Source organism: Bacteroides sp. MSB163 (genome assembly GCF_036416795.1).
Lineage (GTDB): Bacteria > Bacteroidota > Bacteroidia > Bacteroidales > Bacteroidaceae > Bacteroides > Bacteroides maternus.
This window is the reverse complement of the sequence record NZ_CP143867.1, coordinates 5669545-5694857: the sequence shown is the minus strand read 5'-3', so window position 1 is coordinate 5694857 and position 25313 is coordinate 5669545. Positions and strand designations below refer to the sequence as shown.

The following is a 25313-nucleotide window of genomic DNA, read 5'->3' as shown; positions in this document are numbered from 1 at the left end:
TGTTATCTGTTTATACAATTTATTGTTTTATGAAATTCATTACATTGGCAGGCGGACGTTGGTTCATCAGTTCATTTTTCATGAAGTCCATGTATGGCGCTACATGGCTGAAGAAGCGATGATATCCCTTGCACAGATAATTCAGTCCCGGTTTGCCACTTGCTGTTCGTGCGAAGCGGTTTTTAGGACATTCGCCATTGCAGGCAAACAGCCATTCACACTCCCGGCATTGGGTGGGCAATGATTGCTGCTTCATTTGTCCGAAAGCCTGCTGCTTTTCACTATACATCATCTCCACCAGCGTTTTCTGGTAAATGTTGCCCAACTTATATTCGGGGAATACAAAATGGTCGCAGGAGTATACGTCTCCGTTGAACTCCATCACTCCCGCATGTCCGCAAGTCTTTGCCATGGAGCATACGCCCGGTTGTTCGCCTATCCAGTTGGCTAGGGTAGAGTCGAACAATTGAATGTAATAGGTACCTACATCCTTTTTCACCCATTCGTCAAAGAGAGTGCAGAGAAAATTACCCCATTGCTCAGGGCTGATGGAGAAATCCGCCAGTTCGGCCACCTCTTCACGATCTGCCAGTGAGGCCAGATGACGTCCGTCCTGATGCCGGAATACGCGCTCTACGATGGGGGCGAACTGTATGTAGTGGCAGCCTATTTCCTTGAAGAAGTTGTAGAATTCCAGTGGATAATCGGCATTGTAGTCGTTCACTACCGCCATGCCGTTCCATTCCACACCATGCTTTTTCAGCAGATTGATCCCTTGCATTACTTTTACGAAAGAAGGCTTACCTTGCTTATTCTTGCGATATTCGTCGTGAAATTCTTGTGGGCCGTCGATAGAGACACCTACCAGCCAGTTGTTTTCACGAAAGAATTCGCACCATTCATCCGTCAGCATGGTTCCGTTGGTCTGTATACTGTTGTTTATTGTACGTCCGCGGGCGTATTTCTTTTGCAGTTCCATAGCCTTTTTGTAGAAGGACAACGGGCGCATCAAAGTTTCTCCACCGTGCCAGGTGAACATTACCTGCGGCATGGTTTGCGAATTTATGTATTCTTCAATAAACTTTTCCAGTAACTCCTCACTCATAACGTGCTTGGGGTTATTTTGGTATAGCTTGCTCTTTTCCAGGTAGTAACAGTAATCGCATGCAAGGTTGCATACGGCGCCTACCGGTTTCAGCATGACATAAAGAGGCTTGGCAAAAGGAGCATAAGTTGACATAGGAGATTATCTTGTTTCAGTTACAGGGTTTACATTTTGTTAGTTATCACTGCAAAAATAAGTAAACTAAATGAAATATCCTTTCTTTTCTCCCTCCTTATAAGGATTATTAATGGAAAAAAGAGAGCAAAAATTAAATATTGATAAAAAGTTTCTTTACAGCCCGAATAGGTTGTACCTTTGTATCGTGTTTCATAAAAATCGTTTCCTGCATGATTAGAATGAATGTGAACCGTATTTTGCCCTTAATGCTTTTGCTTGTGCTTTTTGCTTCGTGCAGCCGCAAGTATAAAGTGGAGGGTGTGTCATCGGTGACCAGCCTCGATGGTAAGATGTTATACCTGAAAACGCTCCGCGACGGGCAGTGGATAGCAATTGATTCCGCCGAAGTGGTACACGGTTTGTTCTCTACGAGTGGTCCGTCGGACTCTGTAATGATGGTGACGCTCTACATGAATGATGAGGCTATCATGCCTCTTGTACTTGAGAACGGTAAGATTGAAGTCTCCATATCCAACTCTCAACTCACCGCTAAAGGTACGCCGCTAAACAATGCTTTGTATGAATTCATCGAAAAGCGTAATTCGCTTGAATTGAAGATTGAAGAACTGGAAAAGAAAGAGGCACGTATGGTACTGGATGGCGCCGCATTGGATGACATCCACGAACAACTGACTCAGGAGGGAGAAGCCTTGGTAAAAGAGATGAATGACTATATCAAGGAGTTCATTTCCACCAATTATGAGAATGTCCTTGGTCCCAGCGTATTCATGATGATGTGCAGTACACTGCCTTATCCCATCATGACACCGCAGATAGAGGATATCATCCGTACAGCCCCTCAAACTTTCAAGAGTAGTCCTTTGGTGAGGGAATTCCTCGATAAAGCTAAAGAGAATATGAAATTGATAGAGGAACATCGGCGTATGGAGGAGAGCGCCGCTACACAGAACTAACTACCTGTAATTATCGGTCCTGATCCTCGTTTTTCACCATTCCCTTGTATTCTTCCGGTAAAGCACTTTCTACGGCGGCGTAGGCTTCGGCCATCGTCGCCTTGATGTTTTCTATACCTTGTCCTTTGGGCGGGATCGGATCGTGAATAGTCAGTATCATGCGGTACGGATGTATCCATTTGCCCGTGCGGGGCAGAATTTTGAATGATCCGTCGATAGTGACCGGCACCACTTCCAACTGTAATTCATCTGCCAACTGGAATGCACCTTTCTTAAAATATCCCATGTGTCCGGTAAAAGTACGGGCACCTTCCGGGAATACCACCAATGATACGCCGTCTTTTAGCGAAGCCTTTGCCTGGCGAATGGTTTCCAATACTTTCTTGGGACCTGAACGATCCACAAATATGTGTCCTGCACTTTCGCAGGCTTTCCCTACGAAAGGTAACTTCCGCAGGCTCTTCTTCATCATCCACTTGAAGTTACGTCCCAGAAATCCGTAAATGAGGAAGATATCGAATGCTCCCTGATGGTTGGGTACGAATACGTACGATGTATGTTTATGTATTTTCTCCCGGCCGCGCACCTTTACAGGAATCAGCAGGAAAACACAAATCAATTGTGACCATATTTTTCCGGGATAATAGCCCCAGATATGTGCACCGCCTATCAGAGAGCCGACGATAGTCACCAAAGCCGTGAGAATAGTCAATACCAGCAGAATTGGTAAAGCAAAACATATTTGGTAAATATAATAAAGTATCTTCATAGGTGTTGGATTTTTGTTTCCGCAAAGATATATAATTTGATTTAGATATGCTACCTGGTTATCGTACTTTTAGATTATTCGGTAATTCGGCTTTTGCCAGGGCTACACCCTTTGTCCCGGATGGTGTAGCCATTTGCAATAAAGGGTGTAGCCATCCGAGGCAAAGGGTGTAGCCATTTTTAATATGCCTCACAAGAGGTTCCTGGAGGGGTAATAGGGAGATGTCGGTGAAATATTCTTCGTTTTTTCGGAATATCGAAAAACGAAAAAAAGAACAATAATTCTTCCTTCGTACCTTCCTTGTATCTTCTTCGTAGCAAGTTCGCTATTTTGTTCTTTCTATAGGAGTGAAGGAGATGCGAATAGGGTGGATGGGAGAAGAGAAATGGAACAAAGCGCGCCTAATTACGCAACGTTATCACTGTAATTTCCGGCCATGCCCCGAAGCGGAACGGTAGTCCTACATAGCCGATTCCTATATTGACATATAATCCCCGATCTCCTTCAGTGTACATCCCTCCCCATTCAGGATAAATCAGCGAAGCAAGTGAATGACCGAACATTATAGCCTGCATCGCATGAGTATGTCCGGCAAGCATCAGTTCGATGTCTGTATCCGGCAGTACTTCCCGGCGCCAGTGCGTAGGATTATGGCTTAACAGAATGCGGAACATGCTATCTGTACCTTTAGTCGCTTTTTTCAGGTCGGCAAATTGTGAGAAAGGAGGTTCGCCATCATTCTCTACACCGATAAGTGCGATGCTGTCCCCCTCATGATGTAATATATCATACTCATTGTTCAGTAGTTTCCATCCCATTGTCTTTTGCACCCGAACCAGATTGTCAATGTTATTAACCTGTTCTTTCAGGTTTTTCCAATGATAGTAACTTCCGTAGTCATGGTTACCCAGAATGGAATATACTCCATCTTTGGCATGTAATTGTGCCAGAATGTCCTGAAATCCTTCCAGTTCGCAACTTCTTTGATTCACCAGGTCACCGGTAAATACTATCAGATCGGGTTTCTGGGCGTTTACGAGTTCTACCAGTTCATTGATGGGTTTCTCATTGTCTATCCAGCTTCCGATATGTATATCCGATAGTTGCACGATACGGTAACCGTCAAATGCTTTCGGAAGATTGGGGTGGTAAAATTCGATATCCTTCACTTCAAATTTGCTGATACCCACTAGGGTGCCATAAAGTATATTAAAGAAACTGACTATACCCAATACTAACCCTACAGCCGTAAACGGTGAACGGGGCCAGCGCAGCAAATAGTGAAAAGGCAGCCCCACCAACGAACATATCATAAAGATGGTCTTGGGGATGGCAAACAGGAAAATGCAGATAGCCAGTCTTCCGATGGCTTGTGCATGGTGTGCCATCGCATTTTCGCCTATGCCCTGCATCAACAGAAAGTAGCCTGCTATCAATAAAAGAGTGGGGATCCAGTGCGCAATGCGCAGCAAGATGTTTTTAGTTTTCCGAACAATGTACATAAAGTAGATGTACAAATCGGGGATCAATAAAAAAAGGATAAGGAGTAGGGTTATTCTGTGCATATATCTTCTAATTCTTCTATATTCTTCTTGATGTCGTTAAGGAATTTGTAAGCTACTTTTTTGTATAGCAGATAGATGATGGCAATGTCACACAACACAAAGAATGCAATCAAAGTGGCCTGAACGCCGAAAGAAGCTTTGTAATAACCCATCACCCAATAATTGAGTACATTGAAAACGATCACCCATACGGAAATAGCGATAATTTCATATCTCGTCCATCGGCGGAAACTTGCCATACGTTTGCTTACTATGGCTACAGGCATTTCATCTATTTTCGTGTTTCTTATCCAGCGATAGTTTTTGTGATCCCACCAGATTCCCAGTAGAATACTGATGCCGACAAATATTACGAGTGTATTAATCTTGGGTTGCCATTCTTCGTTAATCTGAAAGATGGACGGCAGTAACCAAATAACCAGAAGGAGAGCCAGTCCCACGACTCCAATGCCTATGGAGAAGCGTTGCCAACCCGTAAGGCGCCCTATGCTTTTGCGTGCGTTTGCCTTGTATTCGGCAATCATGCCCGCAATCTGCTTTTCATCGGCAATCGGTTCTTTCTTCAATTGCTCGTCCAGCGCATTCCAAGATTTCTTTAGTTCATCCAATTCCATATTATTCCTCCTTGTTCATTTTTCTAAGTTTGTCTTTGATCCGGCTGATTTTAGTAGCGACGTTTGTTACCGTCAGACCGGTGATTTCAGCAATTTCCTCGTAGCTTTTTTCTTCCAGATAAAGCAGAATAATAGACTTCTCTAACGGACCCAGACGATTAATCATCCGGTAGAGCTGCTTTAGCATGGCTTGTGTTTCGTCCGATTCTTCCATTCGGTCGGAGTCCTGGCTTAGAGTCACGATTTCGGGAATGTTCTTTTCTTTGCGAATAAAGCTAATACAAGTATTCAGTGCGATGCGGTAAATCCATGTGGATACTTTGCACTCTCTCCGGAACTTGGGGTAGGCTCTCCACAAATTGAGCACGACGTCCTGATACAGGTCGTTAAGAGTAGCATTCGGCGTCGTGTACAGATAGCACACTTTATATATGACGCGTTCATACTCCCGTATCACGGACAAGAACTCCTGTTCTACATTCTCCATCGTCTGTTTCTTGCTTCTTGAATTGCTTTTGCTCTGTTAGTCGCAAAGGTAATTAGAAAATCACAAGGGTGTGATTAGATTTTAATCATTTAGTATTCCTTTTAGGCTATTTGGCTGTCGAAATTGCTTTTTTGACTAAATATTATAAAAAAAAGAGTTTGATAATTATAAAAGAGTACATTATCTTTGCAAGGATACTATTAACAACAATATAAGAGAACGATGATGAAATATTTTATTGGAGTGTGTTGTGCAATGCTGCTGGGCTTGTCAGCCTGTGGTGATATTGATAGCCCGGAGTTTCCGCCCTCTGAGGTTAAGAGTGAAGTAAAGGAGGTGGTGGATTTTTCATATACCGAACTGGAAAATTTAGAATCTACCCATGGTATGCATCTTAATTACCGCAATAGGGTGTATGTGTTTTCAGCTGATATAGTGCTGGATTCTCCTTATCAGTCATTCGGGCATATTGAATACTTTATATCTCCTGATAAAGACAATTTGACGGACAAGGCTTTGTTGTCATATAACTTCGATTATGACAATGTATATAGTGTCTATCCCGAGTACTATTATGGTTGGCAAAATACTAAGGCTATTTGGAATTTGGACTATTCTGATTGGCAGGCCGGTACCTATTATTATCGTGCGGTTGCTTATAGTAACAGTTGGGGTAGTGGTCCCGGTATCCTTCATGACTGTTTGCAGCAAGATAGTAGGCAAGCTACTTTGGATGATCTTAAATCATTTACGATTCCTACGAAATATCTTCCTTATGCAGATCTTGGATATGCTAATGAGAATGAAGTATCAGTTTACTTTGGCGTGGATGGATTTGAAGGAAGATTTAAAGAGGTTGGGGTTTGCTATTCCGATATAAATCAACTCCCTACCATTGCAGATAAAACGTATGTTTCTGAGTCGGCTGATGGCATGCATTTTATTGGCCCTCTTCTACAGAAGGCTTATTATATGCGTCCTTTTGTAGTAACGGAAGATAATGATACGATCTATGGATATGTTCAACGGATTCAATACTCAAGATAAGAAAGATGAAAAAACTGATTATAACCATGCTTATGACGATTGCCGGACTGACAACCCTCATGGCACAGCAGACGCACGATATAAAAGGTGTGGTAACTGACAAGAGAAACGAACCGATAGTAGGTGCTTTGGTCACCGCAGAAGGTACCGACATCAGTTCTATAACCGATATCGACGGTAAATTCCTGTTACGGGACGTACCTGTTGATGCTAAGAAAGTGATCGTAGAGTCAATCGGTATGGAGACTACCGATGCAAAGATTGATCGGCCGATAATGATGGCTGCTCGCCCGAAGCGTCTCTCGTTGGTAGTGGAAGCCGGAATAGACTGGAGCCGTTATACGGCAGAGGGCTCTGATACAAAAAATGGTTATCACTTTGGTGTAGGTATGGAAGTGCGTATGTCTAAGCGTTGGGCATTTCGTCCGATGGTGCAACTGGCCAGTCGTGGTGCGGAATATAACTTCACGGAAGGATCATACTCTTATAAGGAAACCTGGAATCCGTTGATGCTGGATGTACCGTTGAACTTTCTGGTACGTTATGACCTGGCTCGTAATATGAGTTTAGTACTTTCTTTCGGCCCGGTATTTTCATGGGGACTTAGCGGTAAAGTGAAAGTTTCAGAAACGGGTAAGGAAGATGCTGAATATGACATTTATAGTAAAGATTATGAGAGTAGCTGGGGAAATTATAAGCATGCATTGCTGCATCCGCTCGGGTTCGGTATGACTTATGGCATAGGTGTGGAATATAAGAAGCTTATGATAAACGTTTCCGGTAAGAATATGGGAATTATTGCGGAGGATGAAGGACTGGGAGATGTGAAGGAACATAACTTTGTGCTGGGTGCCAGTGTTTCATACCGTTTCTGATCCTACTTATCAAATGTTGAATTTATAAAGAATACTATATATAATGAAACGAATAATTATATTAGCAATTATAGGCCTCTGCATATCAGGAGCATCTATGGCGCAGGGACAAAAACTGAAAGGCAGACTTATTGATAAGGATCATTATCCGGTGAAGAATGCCAAAGTAACCGTAAAAGGCACAAATTTGAGTACTACTTCTGATAAGGATGGTAACTTTTTCATTGAAGATGTACCGCTTTACCTTGATTCCATTCAGGTGGAGAAAGGTAGAAAAGACATCACCGTTAACACACCTATAATGATTTCGATGGGGCGGTTGGTTATAGATAAGCGTTTTTCCTGGTTTGTGAAGGCGGGTGTAGGTGTTAGTCGCTTTTTGGGTGCTGACGAGACGAAAGATAAAGTGTCTTTTCATGTCGGAGGAGGTGTAGACATTAAAATGGCCAAGCATTGGTCTTTCCAGCCGGCAGCTTACATTGCGCACCGTGAAATGGAGGGCAACACATGGTATTATAGTAATGAAACTACCAATTATAAATTGACATATCTGGAAATACCTTTGCTGTTTGCTTATAAGTTCCGTTTAAGTTCTTCGATGAATTGGGTAATTGCTGCCGGCCCTTATGTAGATTGCGGCATTAATGGGGATATTCGTGATGTGAGACAACTTCAGAGCCCTAACCCGGATGGCTATGGCTCTCAGTATACATACGAAACAGAAGAATCTGAAGCTTTTGGTAAACGTTTTACCGGTGGAGTAGCTTATAGTATGGGAGTAGAGGGACGCCATTTCACATTCGGACTGACCGGACGTACAGGTTGGACTTCATGGCGTAGGAGTGAAGGGTTTACAAATCTGGAGTTTGAAATAGGATATAAATTCTGAATAGAACACTTGCGGTTGTATCGGCTTACACTTGCGGCTGCGTTGCCTTACACTTGTATAAGTGTGAGCTGACGCAGCCGCAAGCATATAATAACGCAACTATAAGCTGATGTTATTCTTTTTAATAGGGAGAAAGTTAGAGATTGGCCGCCAAAAACTTTCTTACTTCATTAATTGGCATTCCTCTGCGTCGTGCATAATCTTCCAATTGATCATTTCCAATCTTGCCTACTGCAAAATATCGTGCGGCAGGATGGGCCAGCATTAATCCGCAAACAGTGGCGTGTGGACGCATAGCACCGTTTTCTGTAAGCGTAATGCCTATTTGCTCCATATGAAGCAATTCATTCAACAGAAAGTTGACAGACTGATCGGGCAGAGAAGGGTAACCGACGGCAGGACGTATGCCTTGGAATTTTTCCTTTAACAACTCGGGGATGGAAAGGTTTTCGTCCTTTGCGTACCCCCAGGCAACTTTACGCACGTATTCATGCATTTTTTCGGTGGCAGCTTCGGCAAGTCGGTCGGCAAGTGTCTGTACCAACATACGTTTGTAGGGATCATCCTCATAGAGAAGTTCAACTTCTCCGTCACAGGAAGCTGCAAAAATACCCACCGTATCAGGTATACCGGAAGCAAGGGGACGGACAAAATCGCTGAGGCAGAGAAAAGGACTACCATCCGGATGGGGGATCTGTTGGCGGAGTAAAGGAAAGCGTGTGCCGTCCAGCAGTAAATTATCCCCATCGGCATTAGCCTTACAAAGACGGAAAATGGTGTGTACACGATAATTCTCATCCAACTGGTTAAGCATCCGGTTAGCTTCTTTGAGTAGCTGCATTGCCTCGGAAGCTTTAGCACGGTCCTCTTCTTTCGGCCGAAATCCCCATGCATGAAAGAAGTATATCCAGTTGATGTATGGAGTAACGTCATGGATAGCGTACGTCAACACTTTATCCGCAGGGCTGTTCATCATTTATCTTTGTAATCGAATCTCAACTCTTCGCCACGGTAAGTATCATCTACTTGTCCGTCACTGTATATCAGGTGTCCGTTAGCAAATGTTTTTTCTACTTTCCAGCGGAAAGAATTACCCTCCAGCGGGCTCCATCCGCACTTGCTGAGAATATTCTCTGAGTTGACTTCCCAACGGTCTCCGTGGCTGACAAGTACAAGGTCGGCCTTGTAGCCTTCGCGGACATAACCGCGATCACAGATACCATATATCTGGGCAGGAGCATGGCACATTTTCTCTACAATGGTTTCAATGGAGAAAATTCCTTTTTCTGCCAGTTCGAGCATGCTGACCAGAGAGAATTGAATCATCGGCATACCCGACATGGCTTTCAGTGCGCCACCTTCTTTTTCGCTGAGCAGGTGGGGCGCATGATCGGTAGCGATCACATCAATCACGCCGGTATTGACGGCATTCCGTAAAGCATCACGGTCAGCCTGTTTCTTTATAGAAGGATTGCACTTGATGCGTGTCCCCAGTTCTTTATAATCCTGTTGGCGGTATAAGAGATGTGCAACACAGGCTTCGGCTGTAATATGCTTTTCTTCCAGCGGTATATCACTGAAAAATTGCAGTTCTTTGGCTGTAGAGACATGAAGCACGTGCAGACGTGCACCCGCTAAGCTTGCCATGCGTACCGCAAGTTCTGTTGAGGCGTAACAAGCGGCTGAAGAACGTATGTTAGGATGTTTGCTGATAGGAACTTCCGGTGCATCACTGAACATTTTCTTATAGTATTCAGTGTTTTTTTTGATGATTTCCTGGCTTTCGCAATGGGTAGCAATCAGCATGTCTGTTCCATTGAATATATTGAGCAGACTGTTTGTTTTGTCTACCAGCATATTTCCGGTACTGGAACCCATGAAAAGTTTGATGCCGCATACACGATGTTTGTCCAGCTGGTTGAATTCCGTATAGTTATTATTAGTGGCTCCGAAGTAGCAGGAGTGGTTGACGATACACTTCTCATTCAGTAAATCAAACTTTTGTTCGAGCGCACTAAGGGTGGTAGTCAGAGGGTTGGTGTTCGGCATATCCATGATGGAAGTGACACCACCTGCGGCGGCTGCACGACTTTCGGTGGAAATATCCGCTTTGTGGGTTAATCCCGGATCGCGGAAGTGTACATGGTCGTCGATGATACCCGGCAACAGGCAACAGCCGGTAGCGTCTATGGTTTCATCACAAGGAACGGAGAGCTTTTTTCCATAGGTAAGTATTTCGGCAATCCGGTCGCCTTCAATCACTACGGAACCTTGTACAGAGCGTCCCTCGTTCACTATTGTTGCGTTATGTATCAGTGTTCTTTTCATCTTCACTAATCATTTATCATTAATCACTAATTGTTTTTTACTGCTTGCGGGTATTTATGGAACCAACTATGCATTTTCAGTTTGATAACACCAAAAACGGCCTCTCCAAAGATACTGCTGTTCATTTTCGAGGTACCCAGTTCCCGGTTGATAAAGATAACCGGCACTTCCACAATCTTGAAACCGCATTTGTAAGCAGTGAATTTCATTTCTATCTGGAAGGCATAACCTTTGAAGCGGATACCATCCAGGTCAATTGTCTGCAATACCTCGCGACGGTAGCACTTAAAGCCGGCAGTCGTATCATGTATCGGCAGTCCGGTGATGAGGCGTACATACTTGGAGGCAAAGTAGGACATCAATACCCGTCCCATAGGCCAATTCACTACATTGACGCCACTGACGTAGCGTGAACCGATAGAGACATCGGCACCTTCTTCGGCGCAGGCTTTGTACAGGCGTGGCAGGTCGGCAGGGTTGTGGCTGAAATCGGCATCCATTTCGAAGATGTATTCATAATTATGTTCCAGCGCCCATTTGAAGCCTGCGATATAGGCAGTACCCAGTCCCAGTTTGCCTTTGCGTTCTATCATGAACAAACGTTCGGGAAACTCTTGCTGAAGGGTCTTGACTATGTTGGCAGTGCCATCAGGCGAGCCATCTTCTATAATCAGGATATGGAATACTTTTTCCAGGGCGAAAACGGCACGGATGATGTTCTCGATGTTTTCCCGTTCGTTGTATGTAGGAATGATAACGATGCTGTCCGATGTCTGCATATTCATAAAAGGAGGTTCTAAATTGGGAACAAAGTTAAGTGTTTTCTACCACATACGAATAAAACTAAGGATTATTTAGTAATTTTGCGCCCGTTATGATGACTATTACCGAGCTACAACAACGATATGCCGCCCATCCCAATGTGGAAGCTATGAGTGGTTTACTGAAGAATCCGTCTGTCCGCACCCTTTTCTGTGGCGGACTATGTGCTTCTGCAGCTTCACTGTTTTCGTCTGTGCTGGTGCAGCGTGGAGAATTCCCTTTTGTTTTTATTCTGGGCGATCTGGAAGAGGCGGGATATTTCTACCATGACCTTACGCAGGTGCTGGGAACAGATAAGGTCTTGTTTTTCCCTTCTTCATTTCGCAGGGCAATAAAATACGGACAGAAAGATGCTGCGAATGAAATACTTCGTACTGAAGTGTTGAGTCGCTTGCAGAAAGGCGAAGAAGGACTTTGTGTGGTGACATATCCTGATGCATTGGCCGAAAAGGTCGTTTCCCGGAAAGAATTGGGGGATAAAACCCTGAAACTGCATTCGGGGGAGAATGTGGATACGAACTTCATCATGGAAGTATTGCGTAGCTATGGCTTCGAGTATGTAGATTATGTGTATGAACCGGGACAATATGCCGTACGTGGTAGCATTATCGATGTGTTTTCTTTTTCTTCCGAGTTTCCGTACCGTATTGACTTTTTCGGGGATGAAGTGGAAAGTATCCGCACGTTTGAGGTGGAGACACAGCTTTCCAAAGAAAAGAAAGATAGCATTGTAATTGTCCCTGATTTAAGCCGCAGTCTGGAGCAGGGTGGTGCGAGTGGCATGGTTTCGTTTCTGGATTTTCTGTCGGCGGATACCGTACTGGCAATGCGTGATTTACTTTGGTTGCGTGAGCGCATTCAAACAGTGCATGATGAAACACTTACTCCACAGGCAATTGCTGCCCGCGAAGCAGAAGAAAGTGGCTGTATAACCTTAGATGGCAAGCTGATTGACGGAAGCGAGTTTACACTCCGTGCATTGGATTTCCGTCGTATGGAATTTGGTAATAAACCGACAGGTACACCGGATGCTACGATTACTTTTGATACGTCTGCACAGCCTATCTTCCGCAAGAACTTTGATATGGTGGCTGAGAGTTTCAAAGAATATATGGAGAAGGGATATGCGTTGTACATCTGTAGCGACAGCATGAAACAAACTGACCGTATCCGTGCCATCTTTGAAGACAGGGGGGATCAGATTGCATTTACGGCCGTGGAACGTACGTTGCATGAAGGGTTTGCCGATAATGCCTTGCGGCTTTGTATCTTTACGGATCATCAATTATTCGACCGTTTTCATAAATATAATCTGAAGAGTGATAAAGCACGTAGCGGTAAGGTGGCTCTAAGCTTGAAAGAGCTGAACCAGTTTACTCCGGGAGATTATGTCGTACATACCGATCATGGAGTAGGGCGTTTTTCAGGGCTGGTGCGTATTCCTAACGGAGATACGACACAAGAAGTGATGAAACTGGTCTATCAGAATGAAGACGTGGTGTTTGTTTCCATTCATTCATTGCATAAAGTATCTAAGTATAAAGGTAAGGATGGTGAAGCTCCCCGCCTGAATAAATTAGGTACCGGTGCCTGGGAAAAACTGAAAGAGCGCACCAAAACTAAGATTAAGGATATTGCACGCGATCTTATCAGGTTATATTCTCAGCGTCGGGAGGAAAAAGGATTCCAGTTTAGTGTGGACAGTTTCCTGCAGCGGGAGTTGGAAGCATCGTTTATCTATGAAGATACACCTGATCAGAGTAAGGCTACGGCGGATGTAAAAGCAGATATGGAAAGTAATCGCCCGATGGACCGTTTGGTTTGTGGAGACGTTGGTTTCGGTAAAACGGAAGTGGCAGTCCGTGCAGCTTTTAAGGCGGTGGCGGATAATAAGCAGGTGGCTGTCCTGGTACCTACAACAGTGCTGGCTTACCAACATTTTCAGACGTTCAAGGATCGTTTGAAAGATTTGCCTTGCAAGGTGGAGTATTTAAGCCGTGCCCGCACGGCAGCGCAGGCAAAAGCAGTTATAAAAGGTTTGGCTACCGGAGATGTGAATATACTGATCGGTACACATCGTATTTTAGGTAAAGATATACAATTCAAGGACTTGGGATTACTGATTATTGATGAAGAGCAGAAATTCGGGGTATCTGTAAAAGAGAAACTGCGCCAGCTGAAAGTGAATGTAGATACCTTGACTATGACGGCTACACCTATTCCCCGCACATTGCAATTCTCATTGATAGGGGCACGTGATCTGAGTGTGATACAAACACCTCCGCCCAACCGTTATCCTATTCAGACTGAAGTGCATACCTTTAACGAGGAAGTGATTGCTGATGCCATCAACTTTGAAATGAGTCGTAACGGCCAGGTGTTCCTTGTGAATAACCGTATTTCCAATTTGCCCGAATTGAAAGCAATGATTGAGCGGCACATTCCGGATTGCAGAATAGCTATCGGACATGGGCAGATGGAACCGACAGAACTGGAAAAGATAATCTTTGGCTTTGTCAATTATGACTATGATGTCTTGATAGCTACTACTATTATAGAAAGTGGTATTGATATTCCAAATGCTAATACCATTATTATCAATCAGGCACAGAACTTTGGTTTAAGCGATCTTCACCAGATGCGCGGCCGCGTGGGAAGAAGCAATAAGAAAGCTTTCTGTTATTTGCTGGCACCTCCTCTTTCTTCTTTGACTCCCGAGGCAAGACGTCGTTTGCAGGCTATTGAGAACTTCAGCGATTTGGGTAGTGGAATTCATATTGCTATGCAGGACCTCGATATTCGTGGTGCAGGCAATATGTTGGGGGCAGAACAAAGCGGTTTCATTGCTGATCTTGGTTATGAAACTTATCAGAAGATATTAACGGAAGCTGTTCACGAATTGAAGACTGATGAGTTTGCAGATCTCTATGCTGAAGAGTTGAAAGCCGAAGGTGGTGTCATTAGTGGCGAACAATTTGTTGATGAATGTCAGATAGAAAGTGATCTGGAACTGTTGCTGCCCGCTACATACGTCACGGGCAGTAGTGAGCGTATGTTACTTTACCGCGAGTTGGATAGTCTGACATTGGATAAAGATGTAGAGGCTTTCCGTAACCGGCTTGTCGACCGTTTTGGTCCTGTTCCGTCAGAAACGGAAGAACTACTGCGTATTGTGCCGTTGCGTCGTCTTGCTGCCCGCCTTGGTGCGGAAAAGGTTTTTCTTAAAGGCGGACGTATGTCGCTATTCTTTATTTCCAATCCGGAAAGCCCCTATTATCAGAGTCAAGCATTCGGTAAAGTTATTGCATACATGATGAAGTATACCCGTCGCTGCGATTTGCGCGAACAGAATACCCGTCGTAGTATGCTGGTGAAGGATGTGAAGAATGTGGAAACGGCAGTTGGTGTTTTGCAGGAGATTGTGGCGATGCAGGTGGAAGAATAAAGAATAGAGATTTCATTTGTTTTATAGCGTAGATTTCTTTATCTTTGTTCATCTAATAAATTATAGCTATGTCTACAAAACCATATAATCGGCAAGAAGACGAAGAAACTTCTCAAGTCAATGATCCAATGGCTGCTTATCACCGGCTTTCTGCTGATACTAATCCTCATGTTCTTTCTGATGCGGAATTGGAAATAATTTTGCGTTCGAAAGAAGAATATGAACGGGGAGAGTACTATACACAGGAAGAAGTTAACAAGCTGATGAAGCAATGGTTAAGCTAAAAGTAGTTTGGTCTCCGACGGCTGTCGATCAGTTGCAGCAGATTATTCTTTTCTACAACACTCGCAATAATAATACGAAATATAGTCAATATATAGTTCGCATAATAAAAGAATCATTAAAACTGATTTCTTGTTTTCCTTACATGTATCGAGCTACTTCATTGCCCACTACAAGATGCTTTCCGTGTGAGTATTTCAGAGTTTATTATAGCATTTATAGTGAGCATATCTTGGTTGAAGCGGTTTTTGATACACGACAAGATCCTGAAAAAAATTCCTTTCCAATAACTTTTTTCCGGTGTGGCTGTTATCGTCCAAACTGTACCGCAAATCCCAGATTAAAGAATGTAACATTGTTCTTAAACCAACTGTGGTCTATTCCGTCATCATAATCGTATGGATTGGAAAGCCGTGCGTCGGGGTTTGCAAACCAGTCGGCTGTGAGTATATCTGCACGAAACACTCCTGATAATTTTGGGGTAATGTAGAATTCGTAACCCATGCTGAATGACAGTCCGCAATACCCTCTCTGAAAAGACATTCCATTCCGTTCACCTCGTTGGTAAGTACGTTCCTGATAGTTCATGTAGCCTATGCCGAATGAAAGAAACACCCCTTGGTTTCCCTCGCTCCACAAGTAACGGTAAGTTATATTGGGGTGTATATAATGGAGGTGCATTTTATCCGGTAGACGAGCTACCCGTAAGTAATCATACTGAAGCCCTAAGGCAAAGTTGGGCATGAAGTAGTAACGCCCTTCTGTCATCAGGTTGTATCCCGCACGGTCGCCATTTTTACAGAAAAAGTCATTACGGTTTCCTTCTACGCGCGGCAATGTTAGTCCGCCACCCAGTGAGATACTGAAGTTTTGCGGCAGGTAGTCTTGTGCTTGCAAGGTTGTGCTTGCATAACTCAAAAAGAGAGTGAAGAGAATTAAGAGTCGTTTCATCATTGGTAGATTAATTTTTATCGTTTTCCATATAGTTTGTCTATCAAATCCATCCGTCCGATACGGCGCAGTTCGTTGATGATGTTCTTTCGTTCTTCCGGTTTATACCAGAAGAAGAACTGACGCTGCGCCAGCTTTTCACGTGGCGTTTTGGCGCTGAATACAGGCTCCAATGTGTATGGATGATAACCGGTATACCAGGCTTCAGTGGCTACGGTCATAGGGGTAGGGGTAAAGTCTTGCACCTGTTCCAGATGAAACTCAAGGCGCTTGGTGATAACAGCCAGTTCTGCCATGTCCTCTTCCTTGCAGCCGGGATGGCTGGAAATGAAATAAGGAATCAGCTGTTGCCGCAACCCTTCTTCGTGGTTGATACGATCGAATATCTTCTTGAATTCCTGGAACTGACCGAACGAGGGCTTGCGCATGATACTCAATACCCGGTCACTGGTATGTTCCGGAGCCACTTTAAGGCGACCGCTTACGTGGCGGGCTATTAACTCGCGGGTATATTCACTCGTGCTTTTATTAGTTGCCGGATCTTTGCTTTGGTGCAAGAGTAAGTCGTAGCGTACACCGCTGGCGATGAAACTCTTTTTGATGCCGGGTAGAGTGTCTACCGCATGATAAATATCCAGTAAAGGCCGATGGTCGGTATTCAGGTTCGGACAAACTTTAGGATGGATACATGAGGGGCGCTTGCACTTCTTACAAATATTCTCATCCCTCCCTTTCATTCGGTACATATTGGCGGATGGACCGCCAAGGTCACTCAGGTATCCTTTAAAGTCGGGAAGCTCCATGAGTGCCTTTACTTCTTTAAGAATGCTTTCTTTACTGCGGCTTACAATAAACTTTCCCTGATGTGCCGAGATCGTGCAAAATGCACAACCACCGAAACACCCACGGTGGATATTCACCGAAAACTTAATCATATCGTATGCCGGAATTCGCTTGCCTTTGTATTTGGGATGAGGCAGACGGGTGTAGGGCAAATCGTACGAACGATCGAGTTCAGCTTCCGTCAGGGGTGGGTAAGGAGGATTGACAACAACAGTCATGTCATCCACTTCCTGTGTAATACGGGAGGCAGTATATTTATTACTCTCTTCTTCAATGTGGCGGAAATTGGCAGCCTGCTTCTTCTTGTCTTTCAGACACTCGGCATGGGAAAAGAGACGGATATCTCCTTCTTCACTGATGAAGTCCGTTGTCTTGCATAGGTAAGCAATCTGCGGAATGGTATTTAGTGATAACCGCTTATCATTGAATCTTCTTATCAGTTCCAGCACCGGTTTTTCTCCCATTCCGTAAATCAGCAAGTCGGCTCCACTTTCTATGAGAATGCTTTTCATAAGCTTATCCTGCCAATAATCGTAATGCGTCACGCGGCGCATGCTTGCTTCGATACCTCCCAATACGACTGGAACGTCGGGATATAATTTCTTCAGAATTTGAGTGTAAACAATTGAAGGGTAATCCGGACGCATATCCGGACGTGCATCCGGTGTATAGGCATCGTCACTACGTAAACGCTTGTTGGCAGTGTATTTGTTTACCATAGAGTCCATACATCCGGGACTGATGCCAAAGAACAGGCGGGGACGTCCTAACTTCTTAAAGTCGCGTAAGTCATCCCGCCAATTGGGTTGAGGTATAATCGCCACGCGCAATCCCTCTGCTTCGAGGATACGTCCGATAACAGCAGCCCCGAAAGAAGGATGGTCTACATAAGCGTCACCACTGAACAGGATAACGTCCAGTTCGTCCCATCCGCGCAACTCCACTTCTTTTTTCGTTGTGGGCAACCAATCAGTCAGTCGATATTCTTTCATGCCGCAAAGATACGCATAAAATGAAGTTCAGCCAGAAAATGCATGGTTAAATTCCTGTTGGTGATGCTTGCGATTCTTTCCCAAGTCCAGTGCAAAACGGCTTTGTGAGATGACAGAATCTCTCTCGTAAGATGGGCGTTAACAAAAACATTAAAGAATCGTCTGTTTTATCCTTATATTTTATACTTTTGTACGCTGATGGCACTAATAAAATATAAATCAATCTATATATTATGGAAATACCTCCGTATGAAGAATCAAAAGATGTGATACAACGCAAACTCGATCAGACAACTATGATTTTGCAGAATATTAATGCTTATTTTTTACTGATTGATAAAGATTTTATAGTCTGCGATACCAATTACTATTCCTTGAATAAGCTTCCTGCTCCTGAGGTTGGTATGACACAAAAGGTCGGTGACCTGTTGCATTGCCGGAATGCTGCCGAAGCCGGCGAATGTGGTATGCATCAGCAGTGTAAACTTTGTGGTATCCGCGCGGCTATTGGAAGAGCTTTTCATAAGAAAGAGAGTTTCCAAAAAGTAAATGCTTCTATGAATCTTCTGAATGACAAAGAAGACAAAGTGATCCCTTGTGATGTTTCAGTATCGGGTGCTTATGTTGTTATTGACGGGGAAGATCATATGGTATTGACGGTTTATGATGTGACGGAACTACAGAATGTTCAAAGGTTGCTGAATATTGAGAGAAAGAATTCGATATCTGCAGAGAGATTAAAATCCACTTTTATTGCGAATATAAGTCATGAAGTCCGTACACCACTGAATGCGATTGTTGGTTTTTCGGGATTGATAGCTACTGCTTCTGATGAAGAGGAAAAGAAAATGTATATGGATATTATTTCAGAGAACAATGAGCGTTTGTTACGTTTGATAAATGATATCTTTGATCTTTCGCAGATAGAAGCCGGAACTTTGAATTTTGAGTATTCTGAATTTGATGCTAATGACTTGTTAAGAGAACTGGAAGGTATGTTTAAGGTGAAACTATTCAATAATCCTTCAGTTGATTTGATTTGTGAAGACTCTGTGCAACCTATTATCATGTATTCTGAACGTCAACGCATCATTCAGGTGATGGCAAACCTGATTCATAATGCGATCAAGTTTACCAAATCAGGGGAGATACGCTTTAGTTGTCGTATGGAGGGAACGGATGAGGTTTACTTTTATGTATCCGATACTGGAATTGGAATTCCGAAAGAAGAACAGCAAGAGATATTTTCCAGTTTTAAAAAGTTGGATCGGGAAGTACCGGGAACAGGTCTGGGGTTGACACTTTCACAAACTATTATCCAAAATTTGGGAGGTAGGGCAGGTTTGGAATCTGAGATCAATAAAGGTTCTACATTTTGGTTTGTAGTACCTTTGATTATGAATCGGGAATATAATTGAATGAGAGAAAATAATATAAAGCGAATCCTGTTAGAAGCTTTCTTATGCTGAAACAGGATTCGTTTTTTTATTTCTTATTCCTGGATACGATCATGAATGATGATTTGCTATTTACTGCACAATTTATCTTTTGGTGAATTGCACCGTCATTTGTTCGCCGTCGTAAATCTCACGAAAGCCGATTTGTTGTTCTGCCAGATATTCTTTTAAATCATTGAAAGCAGCAGTATCATTCATGATAATTTCCAGTTTCTCACCCGGTGTAGCTTCGCACATGGCTTTGACGGCCGGGATGAGAGGACTGTAAAGTTTTTGACCGCACGTGTCGATTGTTTTCATTTTATTATTCCTCTTCTATGGGTTCCTGCTTTGAAAACCATTCCAGATAGAGCTTAATCAGTTGCTGTAATCCGAAAGCTTTCATGTTGTTGTGGTATATCACGTCGATGCAGAGGTCGAGCAAGTCTTTGCTGTCTTCTTCTTGTGATGCGATGAGGGAGCGGATATTCAGTCTCAGTTTTTCCAGAACAGATTCGTCTACAATGCCATTACTGTCAATAAGATGACGGAAAAGTCCGTATTTCTCAATGGTTGCCAGGTTCTCTTCGGATATCTCTAGGCTGCGGGTACCGCTGGGGTTTGCTTGTATAGTATACATAGTGTTTTATATTTAAAGGTTTATACTTTGAGAGCAAAGATAAGCGTTATTTTTAATTAGGCGTATTGTTTTCTACTTTTTTGCTTGAAAGAATTGCAGGATAGAAGCCATGACAGCGTTGCGATCCGTTTCCTGTTCAATACTCTCTAATGGGAACCCCATAACGAAGGTACGGTAGTTGCCTTGATAGGCAATGGCGGCACTTTGATTTCCGGCAGTATAGGTGAGCACCGGGAAAGCAGTACCTGTCGGTAGAATACATTCGGGAGCAGTTACGGGATAAGCGTACTCATTGGGTAGGCGGGGGATACTGAATGTACGTCCCAGACCATTAATATTTCCTGAGCGATTATCGGTGATGGATTGTCCGTAGGCATATTTCAGAATGTTTTGTGTGAACTCCCGGTCTCCCTGCGAACCGTTCATATCGCTGCCAAGATAGGAACCGCTCACAAGCAGATTTCCACCGGATTGGCAATAAGCGGTCAGTGCTCGTTGCATGGCCGAGGAAAAGGTTTTGTAATATGCATTGCTTGCCGGATTGCTTTGGCGGTCTTCTTTTTCCAGTCCGAGGATATAGTCTACGATATCGTAAGCTTCCAATGGAATACGTCCGCTTTCTACGGCTTCATCACTACATGATACAAAACTATAATCTCCGGATGCTTGTATCGCCTTTCCGTGTATGAACGGATAATCGAAGCTATTCCCGGCAATTCGCATTCCTTCCCATTCGCTACCACTGCGTCCCAGTTCCTTCCCGGTCTGTTTACGGGAGAATTCTGTTTGAGCACCACAAAGTGAGATGTCATATAAGTAAGGTACACTCGGATCTTTACTTAAATCGAATCCGGCTTCAGTGGGGGTATCAATGGCGGCCGGACCACTAAGGCGGTCGAATCCATTGACAATCAACACACGACCTTTTTCTTTTTTTGCTTTATAAGCTGCAAGAATCTCGGACGGGAAACTTTCTCCGCCCCGGTTGGCTGCGGTTACTTTAAAGGAATAGACAATACCGGGTTCTATCTTTACGGTATAAGAGGGACTGCTGACACGTACGCCATTATCAAAGCCTCCACGGCCGATGCGGGTATATACGATGTATTCGCGCGGTTTGGCTGTTGGTTCTAACAGGTCTTCTTCACCATTCCAAGAAAGTTCCAGTGTATTCTTTTTATTACCGAAGCGAATGGCGAAGTTACTTACGGGAAGAGGTTGTACCACATAATCCTTGCCATGCTGGCCGCAAAGGTATTGCAGAATGGCTTTATAAATAGAGCGTCCTACGGTGAATTTAAAGTTGGGGTCATGTCCGAGGCGCATATCGGCAAAGTTCTGGTGCGAAAGTAATTCGACAATAGTGGAAGGAACGGCGGGCAGTCGCGTTTCACTGTAATTACGGTTCCACATGCTGCGGCGAGTCCAGTCCGTGGCATAATTGGAACGGATATCCCGCTGGAGTTGGGTAAGCAGAATGTCGGAAAGGTCTCGGGAGGTATAGCGGTCTGTTCCGGCTCCGAGTACTCCGTTATTGAAATCGGTGGTATATATGCCGAGCGTACCTATGATTTTATCTTCTTTGCTGGCACCCGCATCGCTGTGCAATGCCATTGAGAGTTCAAAAGGTACTCCTAAACCTTTGTCTTTGGGATTGAATATTGAACCACCGGACAAATAGTTAATCATTCTGGAGCGTACATTAATGTCATCGGACATATCATCTTTACCTTCACGCCCGCCATAAACCGAATAAGGCATGCCGGACCATTGGGCGGAATAACGGGCACCTTCCAGATAACGAGGCATTCCACTGGTTTCTCCACCGCGTTCTATATTGCCCATTCCACCACCAAAGCGTACGGCATCAGCGCAGACTACACCTTTCTGTTTACTTTCATTGCTAAGTACCACCATGCCATAATCATTCTTTCCCTTATCAAAAGAAAAAGTACCGAGATACACCCATGTACCACCACCTATCTGCTGATTTACCTTGAACTCAGTGGTTCCTCCATTATGGAAAACAATATATTTGGCATCACTTACGCTATTAGGCAAAGTTTGATAAGAGACGTATACAGCATACTCTCCTGTTTCCGGAATATCGGGTATCCACTCGGCAAAGGCTTTGTCTTTTTTCTTTTCTGTAGGGGCAAAACGTGCGGTACCACTGACGAAGGGGTTCTCCCCGTCCCGATAAACCTGTTTGCGCCAGGCAAAGCCGGGGAGTCCTGTTTGCTCCCATTTGGCTTTACGACTTTTCACATCCAAGTAGAGGGAATTCTGCGTACCGTCATTATCGACAATGACTTCCTGCTTTTGTGTATCCCGTTCACGGGGAGTAAATACGTTGGCACCGGCATTCTCTAGCATTGGGATAACATAAGGCAGGATAAAGGATTGTGTGAACTGGTCTTCTGTGGTGCAGAATAACCGTGGCCGTTGCCAGCCCCATTCGCCTGTTTTGTTGATGAAATACTTCCCGTGGCTTTGCCATAAAGCTATATGCTTCCCTTCTAATCCCCGGCTGACGTCGTAAGGACGGGAAGTGCGTGTCACCCAAGGTTCACCTTTGTATTCCAGTCCGCTGTACAGGCGAGACTTATCTTTCTTTCCTTTCCGGTATAAGTTTGGAATGAGGTTTTCGATAGTTTGTCCGCTTGTTACTACCGTCAGATCGTAGTAGTTCACAGGACCCGGTAATATTTGTTTCAGATGTCGATAAATGGCATCCACTGTTTCCGGCCGAAAAGGCTGATAGGAAAACTTTTCATCGGCATAGATGAGCAGCTTCTTCTTTTGGTGATTGATGCGGAAACTATCCAGTTTACAAGTTCCTATATTTACGGTTGTGGTAGTATATTCCCGGAAGAAAGATTGAAGACGATCTTGTATGTTCGCCTCGATATCTTGTGCTCCCAGTTTTCCGTTGAAGGTAAAGGCAAAGCAACAAATGGCTAATAATATTCTTTTTTTCATATTCTTATAACGAATAAACTTCTGTGAGATTGATCTCTCTATGATAGAATCCCCACGCAAAAGTACGTAAAAAAAGAGTGGAAAACCTTAGCTTCCCACTCTTCTTATTTCTATTTAGCAAACATTTACAGCGGAATATATTCCACGAATGCTTCCATTGCCTCGTAAGATGCCAAACCGAGATTGTCATACAATGCGGCGGTACCACGATTGCGGTCTTCACTGCGTTGCCAGAACAAACGTTCGTCGTTGCCCAGAAATGGTGCACTTTCCATCTGAGACTGGTGTTTCAGGATTGAATTACGTTTTGCACGCAGTTCTTCCGGACTGATAGGTACTGCCATTTCAATGTTTTCAATTTCCCACTCGGCCCACGCACCACGATACATCCAAATACGGCAATCTTTCAACCATTTTGCACCTTCTTCTTTTTCCAGATCGATAGCAGCAAATACGGCATCCGTGCAGACACGGTGTGTTCCATGCGGATCGGCGAGGTCGCCGGCAACGAATATTTGATGAGGTTTCACTTCACGCAGCAGGTTACGCACAATTTCCACATCAGCTTCGGTCAACGGACCTTTCTGTATTCTACCTGTTTCGTAGAATGGCAGGTCAAGGAAGTGGCAATGATCCAGAGGGATGTTATTGTACGTACAAGCGGTGCGCGCTTCACCACGACGTATCAAGCCCTTAATTGTGAGGATGTCACGTGTATCGATGTCACCGTCTTTCTTCTCTTTCAGGAATTTACGGATTTCTGCATATTTATCAACAACTACCTTGTCTTCGCTATTATTGAAGATCTGGTTGAAACCATTGATGAAATGCAGGAAACGGATTACTTCTTCATCACCTACGGCAATGTTACCGGAAGTTTCGTAAGCCACGTGTACGTCATGCTTTTGTTCTACCAAGCGGCGGATTGTACCACCCATGGAGATTACGTCATCATCAGGATGCGGAGAGAATACGACGATACGTTTCGGATACGGTTTCGCACGTTCGGGACGGTAGGTATCGTCTGCATTCGGCTTACCACCCGGCCATCCGGTGATGGTGTGTTGCAGATCGTTGAAGATCTTGATATTCACATTATATGCTGAACCAAACAGAGCCAGCAGTTCGCTCAAACCATTTTCATTGTAATCCTTGTTTGTCAGTTTCAGGATCGGCTTGCCTGTCAGTTGGCACAACCAGACGATGGCGCTACGAATCAGTTTGTCGTTCCATTCGCAGGAAGTCACTAGCCATGGACGGTGGATACGTGTCAGGTTACCGGCAGCAGAAAGGTCGATAACTACATGAGCATTGTTGTGAGTTTGCAGGAAAGATGCCGGAATGGTATCAGTTACAGTACCTTCTACGCACTCTTTTACCATTTTGGCTTTGTCTTCACCCCATGCCATCAGATAGATTTTCTTGGCAGCCAGGATGGTAGAAACACCCATTGTAATGGAACTGATCGGAGTGCTTTCGATGCTACCGAACATTTTGGATGCTTCATTGCGTGAATCGTTGTCCAGTAAAATCAAACGGGTGGTGGAGTTCAGGCGAGAACCCGGTTCGTTGAAACCAATGTTACCTACGCGCCCGATACCCAGTAATACGGCATCCAATCCGCCGAAACTTTCGATGCGTTGCTCGTACAGGCGGCAATATTCAAAGATGGTATCTTTAGGAATTGTACCGTCCGGGCTAAAGATATTCTGCTTGTCAACATCTACATGATCAAGGAACATTTCCTTCAAGGCATTCAGATTGCTGTTGATGGCATCTGATGTAAGAGGATAATATTCGTAAAGGTTGAATATGATAACGTTGCGGAAACTCAGACCTTCTTCTTTATGTATACGGATAAGGGCTGAGTATACGTTGCGGGGAGAATTACCGCCCGGCAATGCCAATACACAGAAGCGTCCGGCTTTCTGTTTATCACGAATAAGTTGAGCTATTTCGTAGGCAACGTGGTTGGCGCCTTCCTCTGCCGATTCGTAGATGTCGGTTGGGATTTTTTCCAGTCGGGTCAATACCGACCTTTCAAATGCATTCTCAGGCCTATAATACCTGGGGGAGACTCTGTTGAGAGTGATTTGAGAACTAAGATTGGTTTTCATAACTTAATTGGTATTAATAAATTGATTAAAGCT

Annotated in this window: 22 protein-coding genes; 8 read left to right on the top strand and 14 right to left on the bottom strand. The window is 44.0% G+C overall.

From position 1 onward, the window contains the following. Positions 1-19 precede the first annotated feature (19 nt). Complete coding sequence (locus VYM24_RS22465) at positions 20-1240, bottom strand: anaerobic sulfatase-maturation protein (protein ID WP_330940981.1); 1221 nt, start codon at positions 1238-1240, stop codon at positions 20-22. Between the two features lie 212 nt (positions 1241-1452). Here VYM24_RS22465 and VYM24_RS22460 point away from each other — a divergent pair, with 212 nt between their 5' ends. Beyond that, a complete protein-coding gene (locus tag VYM24_RS22460; protein WP_044264325.1) occupies positions 1453-2196 on the top strand; it encodes a DUF4369 domain-containing protein in 744 nt (247 codons plus the stop codon). Between the two features lie 10 nt (positions 2197-2206). On the opposite strand, the gene VYM24_RS22455 is transcribed toward VYM24_RS22460, so the two are convergent. The 4 genes from VYM24_RS22455 to VYM24_RS22440 all read right to left on the bottom strand — a co-directional run bounded on the left by VYM24_RS22455 (position 2207) and on the right by VYM24_RS22440 (position 5631). Then, entirely contained in the window at positions 2207-2965 is a 759-nt protein-coding gene (locus VYM24_RS22455; RefSeq protein WP_217714372.1) for a lysophospholipid acyltransferase family protein, read from the bottom strand. A gap of 401 nt (positions 2966-3366) precedes the next feature. Next, entirely contained in the window at positions 3367-4530 is a 1164-nt protein-coding gene (locus VYM24_RS22450) for a metallophosphoesterase (RefSeq protein ID WP_330940980.1), read from the bottom strand. After that, a complete protein-coding gene (locus VYM24_RS22445; RefSeq protein ID WP_007214468.1) occupies positions 4518-5144 on the bottom strand; it encodes a hypothetical protein in 627 nt (208 codons plus the stop codon). The genes VYM24_RS22450 and VYM24_RS22445 overlap by 13 nt, the downstream gene beginning before the upstream one ends. 1 nt (position 5145) lies before the next feature. After that, positions 5146-5631: an RNA polymerase sigma factor gene (locus tag VYM24_RS22440; protein ID WP_007214467.1), complete on the bottom strand. Its 486-nt coding sequence runs from the start codon at positions 5629-5631 to the stop codon at positions 5146-5148. A 222-nt stretch (positions 5632-5853) separates the two neighbouring features. On the opposite strand from VYM24_RS22440, the gene VYM24_RS22435 reads away from it, so the two are divergent. From VYM24_RS22435 to VYM24_RS22425, 3 genes are read left to right on the top strand one after another with little or no spacing between them, the layout of a single operon-like run. After that, positions 5854-6678: a hypothetical protein gene (locus VYM24_RS22435; protein WP_291548833.1), complete on the top strand. Its 825-nt coding sequence runs from the start codon at positions 5854-5856 to the stop codon at positions 6676-6678. Positions 6679-6683: 5 nt separating this feature from the next. Next, a complete protein-coding gene (locus VYM24_RS22430) occupies positions 6684-7553 on the top strand; it encodes a porin family protein (protein ID WP_291548834.1) in 870 nt (289 codons plus the stop codon). 43 nt (positions 7554-7596) lie between these two features. Next, entirely contained in the window at positions 7597-8442 is an 846-nt protein-coding gene (locus VYM24_RS22425) for an outer membrane beta-barrel protein (RefSeq protein ID WP_291548837.1), read from the top strand. A 136-nt stretch (positions 8443-8578) separates the two neighbouring features. Here VYM24_RS22425 and VYM24_RS22420 read toward each other — a convergent pair whose 3' ends face one another. The 3 genes from VYM24_RS22420 to VYM24_RS22410 are packed head-to-tail and all read right to left on the bottom strand — an operon-like array spanning position 8579 to position 11549. Beyond that, on the bottom strand, positions 8579-9418 hold the full coding sequence (locus VYM24_RS22420; protein ID WP_330940979.1) for a vitamin B12 dependent-methionine synthase activation domain-containing protein: 840 nt from the start codon (positions 9416-9418) through the stop codon (positions 8579-8581). Further along, a complete protein-coding gene (locus VYM24_RS22415; protein WP_291548841.1) occupies positions 9415-10770 on the bottom strand; it encodes a dihydroorotase in 1356 nt (451 codons plus the stop codon). The genes VYM24_RS22420 and VYM24_RS22415 overlap by 4 nt, the downstream gene beginning before the upstream one ends. Before the next feature lie 26 nt (positions 10771-10796). After that, positions 10797-11549, bottom strand: a complete 753-nt coding sequence (locus tag VYM24_RS22410; RefSeq protein ID WP_044264364.1) for a polyprenol monophosphomannose synthase — start codon at positions 11547-11549, stop codon at positions 10797-10799. Positions 11550-11647: 98 nt separating this feature from the next. Between VYM24_RS22410 and mfd the strand changes: the two genes are divergently transcribed. The 3 genes from mfd (at position 11648) to VYM24_RS22395 (ending at position 15713) form a co-directional block, all read left to right on the top strand. Continuing rightward, positions 11648-15037 carry a transcription-repair coupling factor gene (gene mfd, locus VYM24_RS22405; protein WP_291548998.1) on the top strand — a complete coding sequence of 1130 codons (3390 nt, stop codon included), beginning with the start codon at positions 11648-11650 and terminating at the stop codon, positions 15035-15037. Positions 15038-15105: 68 nt separating this feature from the next. Further along, a complete protein-coding gene (locus VYM24_RS22400; RefSeq protein ID WP_291548842.1) occupies positions 15106-15321 on the top strand; it encodes a hypothetical protein in 216 nt (71 codons plus the stop codon). Beyond that, positions 15309-15713 (top strand): type II toxin-antitoxin system RelE/ParE family toxin, encoded by a 405-nt coding sequence (locus VYM24_RS22395; protein ID WP_330940978.1) that lies wholly within the window; start codon positions 15309-15311, stop codon positions 15711-15713. The genes VYM24_RS22400 and VYM24_RS22395 overlap by 13 nt, the downstream gene beginning before the upstream one ends. Here the strand turns inward: VYM24_RS22395 and VYM24_RS22390 are convergent. After that, entirely contained in the window at positions 15629-16270 is a 642-nt protein-coding gene (locus VYM24_RS22390; protein WP_291549000.1) for an outer membrane beta-barrel protein, read from the bottom strand. The genes VYM24_RS22395 and VYM24_RS22390 overlap by 85 nt on opposite strands. Before the next feature lie 17 nt (positions 16271-16287). Continuing rightward, positions 16288-18105 (bottom strand): YgiQ family radical SAM protein, encoded by a 1818-nt coding sequence (locus VYM24_RS22385; protein WP_330940977.1) that lies wholly within the window; start codon positions 18103-18105, stop codon positions 16288-16290. Between the two features lie 233 nt (positions 18106-18338). Between VYM24_RS22385 and VYM24_RS22380 the strand changes: the two genes are divergently transcribed. Further along, complete coding sequence (locus VYM24_RS22380) at positions 18339-19523, top strand: sensor histidine kinase (RefSeq protein WP_291548845.1); 1185 nt, start codon at positions 18339-18341, stop codon at positions 19521-19523. A gap of 123 nt (positions 19524-19646) precedes the next feature. On the opposite strand, the gene VYM24_RS22375 is transcribed toward VYM24_RS22380, so the two are convergent. The 4 genes from VYM24_RS22375 to VYM24_RS22360 all read right to left on the bottom strand — a co-directional run bounded on the left by VYM24_RS22375 (position 19647) and on the right by VYM24_RS22360 (position 25280). After that, positions 19647-19862 (bottom strand): sulfurtransferase TusA family protein, encoded by a 216-nt coding sequence (locus VYM24_RS22375; protein WP_224320065.1) that lies wholly within the window; start codon positions 19860-19862, stop codon positions 19647-19649. Positions 19863-19866: 4 nt separating this feature from the next. Continuing rightward, positions 19867-20181: a hypothetical protein gene (locus tag VYM24_RS22370; RefSeq protein WP_007214455.1), complete on the bottom strand. Its 315-nt coding sequence runs from the start codon at positions 20179-20181 to the stop codon at positions 19867-19869. Positions 20182-20253: 72 nt separating this feature from the next. Next, the gene (locus VYM24_RS22365) at positions 20254-23163 is read right to left on the bottom strand and encodes a golvesin C-terminal-like domain-containing protein (RefSeq protein WP_330940976.1); all 2910 of its coding nucleotides are present in this window, start codon (positions 23161-23163) and stop codon (positions 20254-20256) included. A 125-nt stretch (positions 23164-23288) separates the two neighbouring features. Next, complete coding sequence (locus tag VYM24_RS22360; RefSeq protein WP_044264264.1) at positions 23289-25280, bottom strand: glucosamine-6-phosphate deaminase; 1992 nt, start codon at positions 25278-25280, stop codon at positions 23289-23291. Positions 25281-25313: the final 33 nt, after the last annotated feature.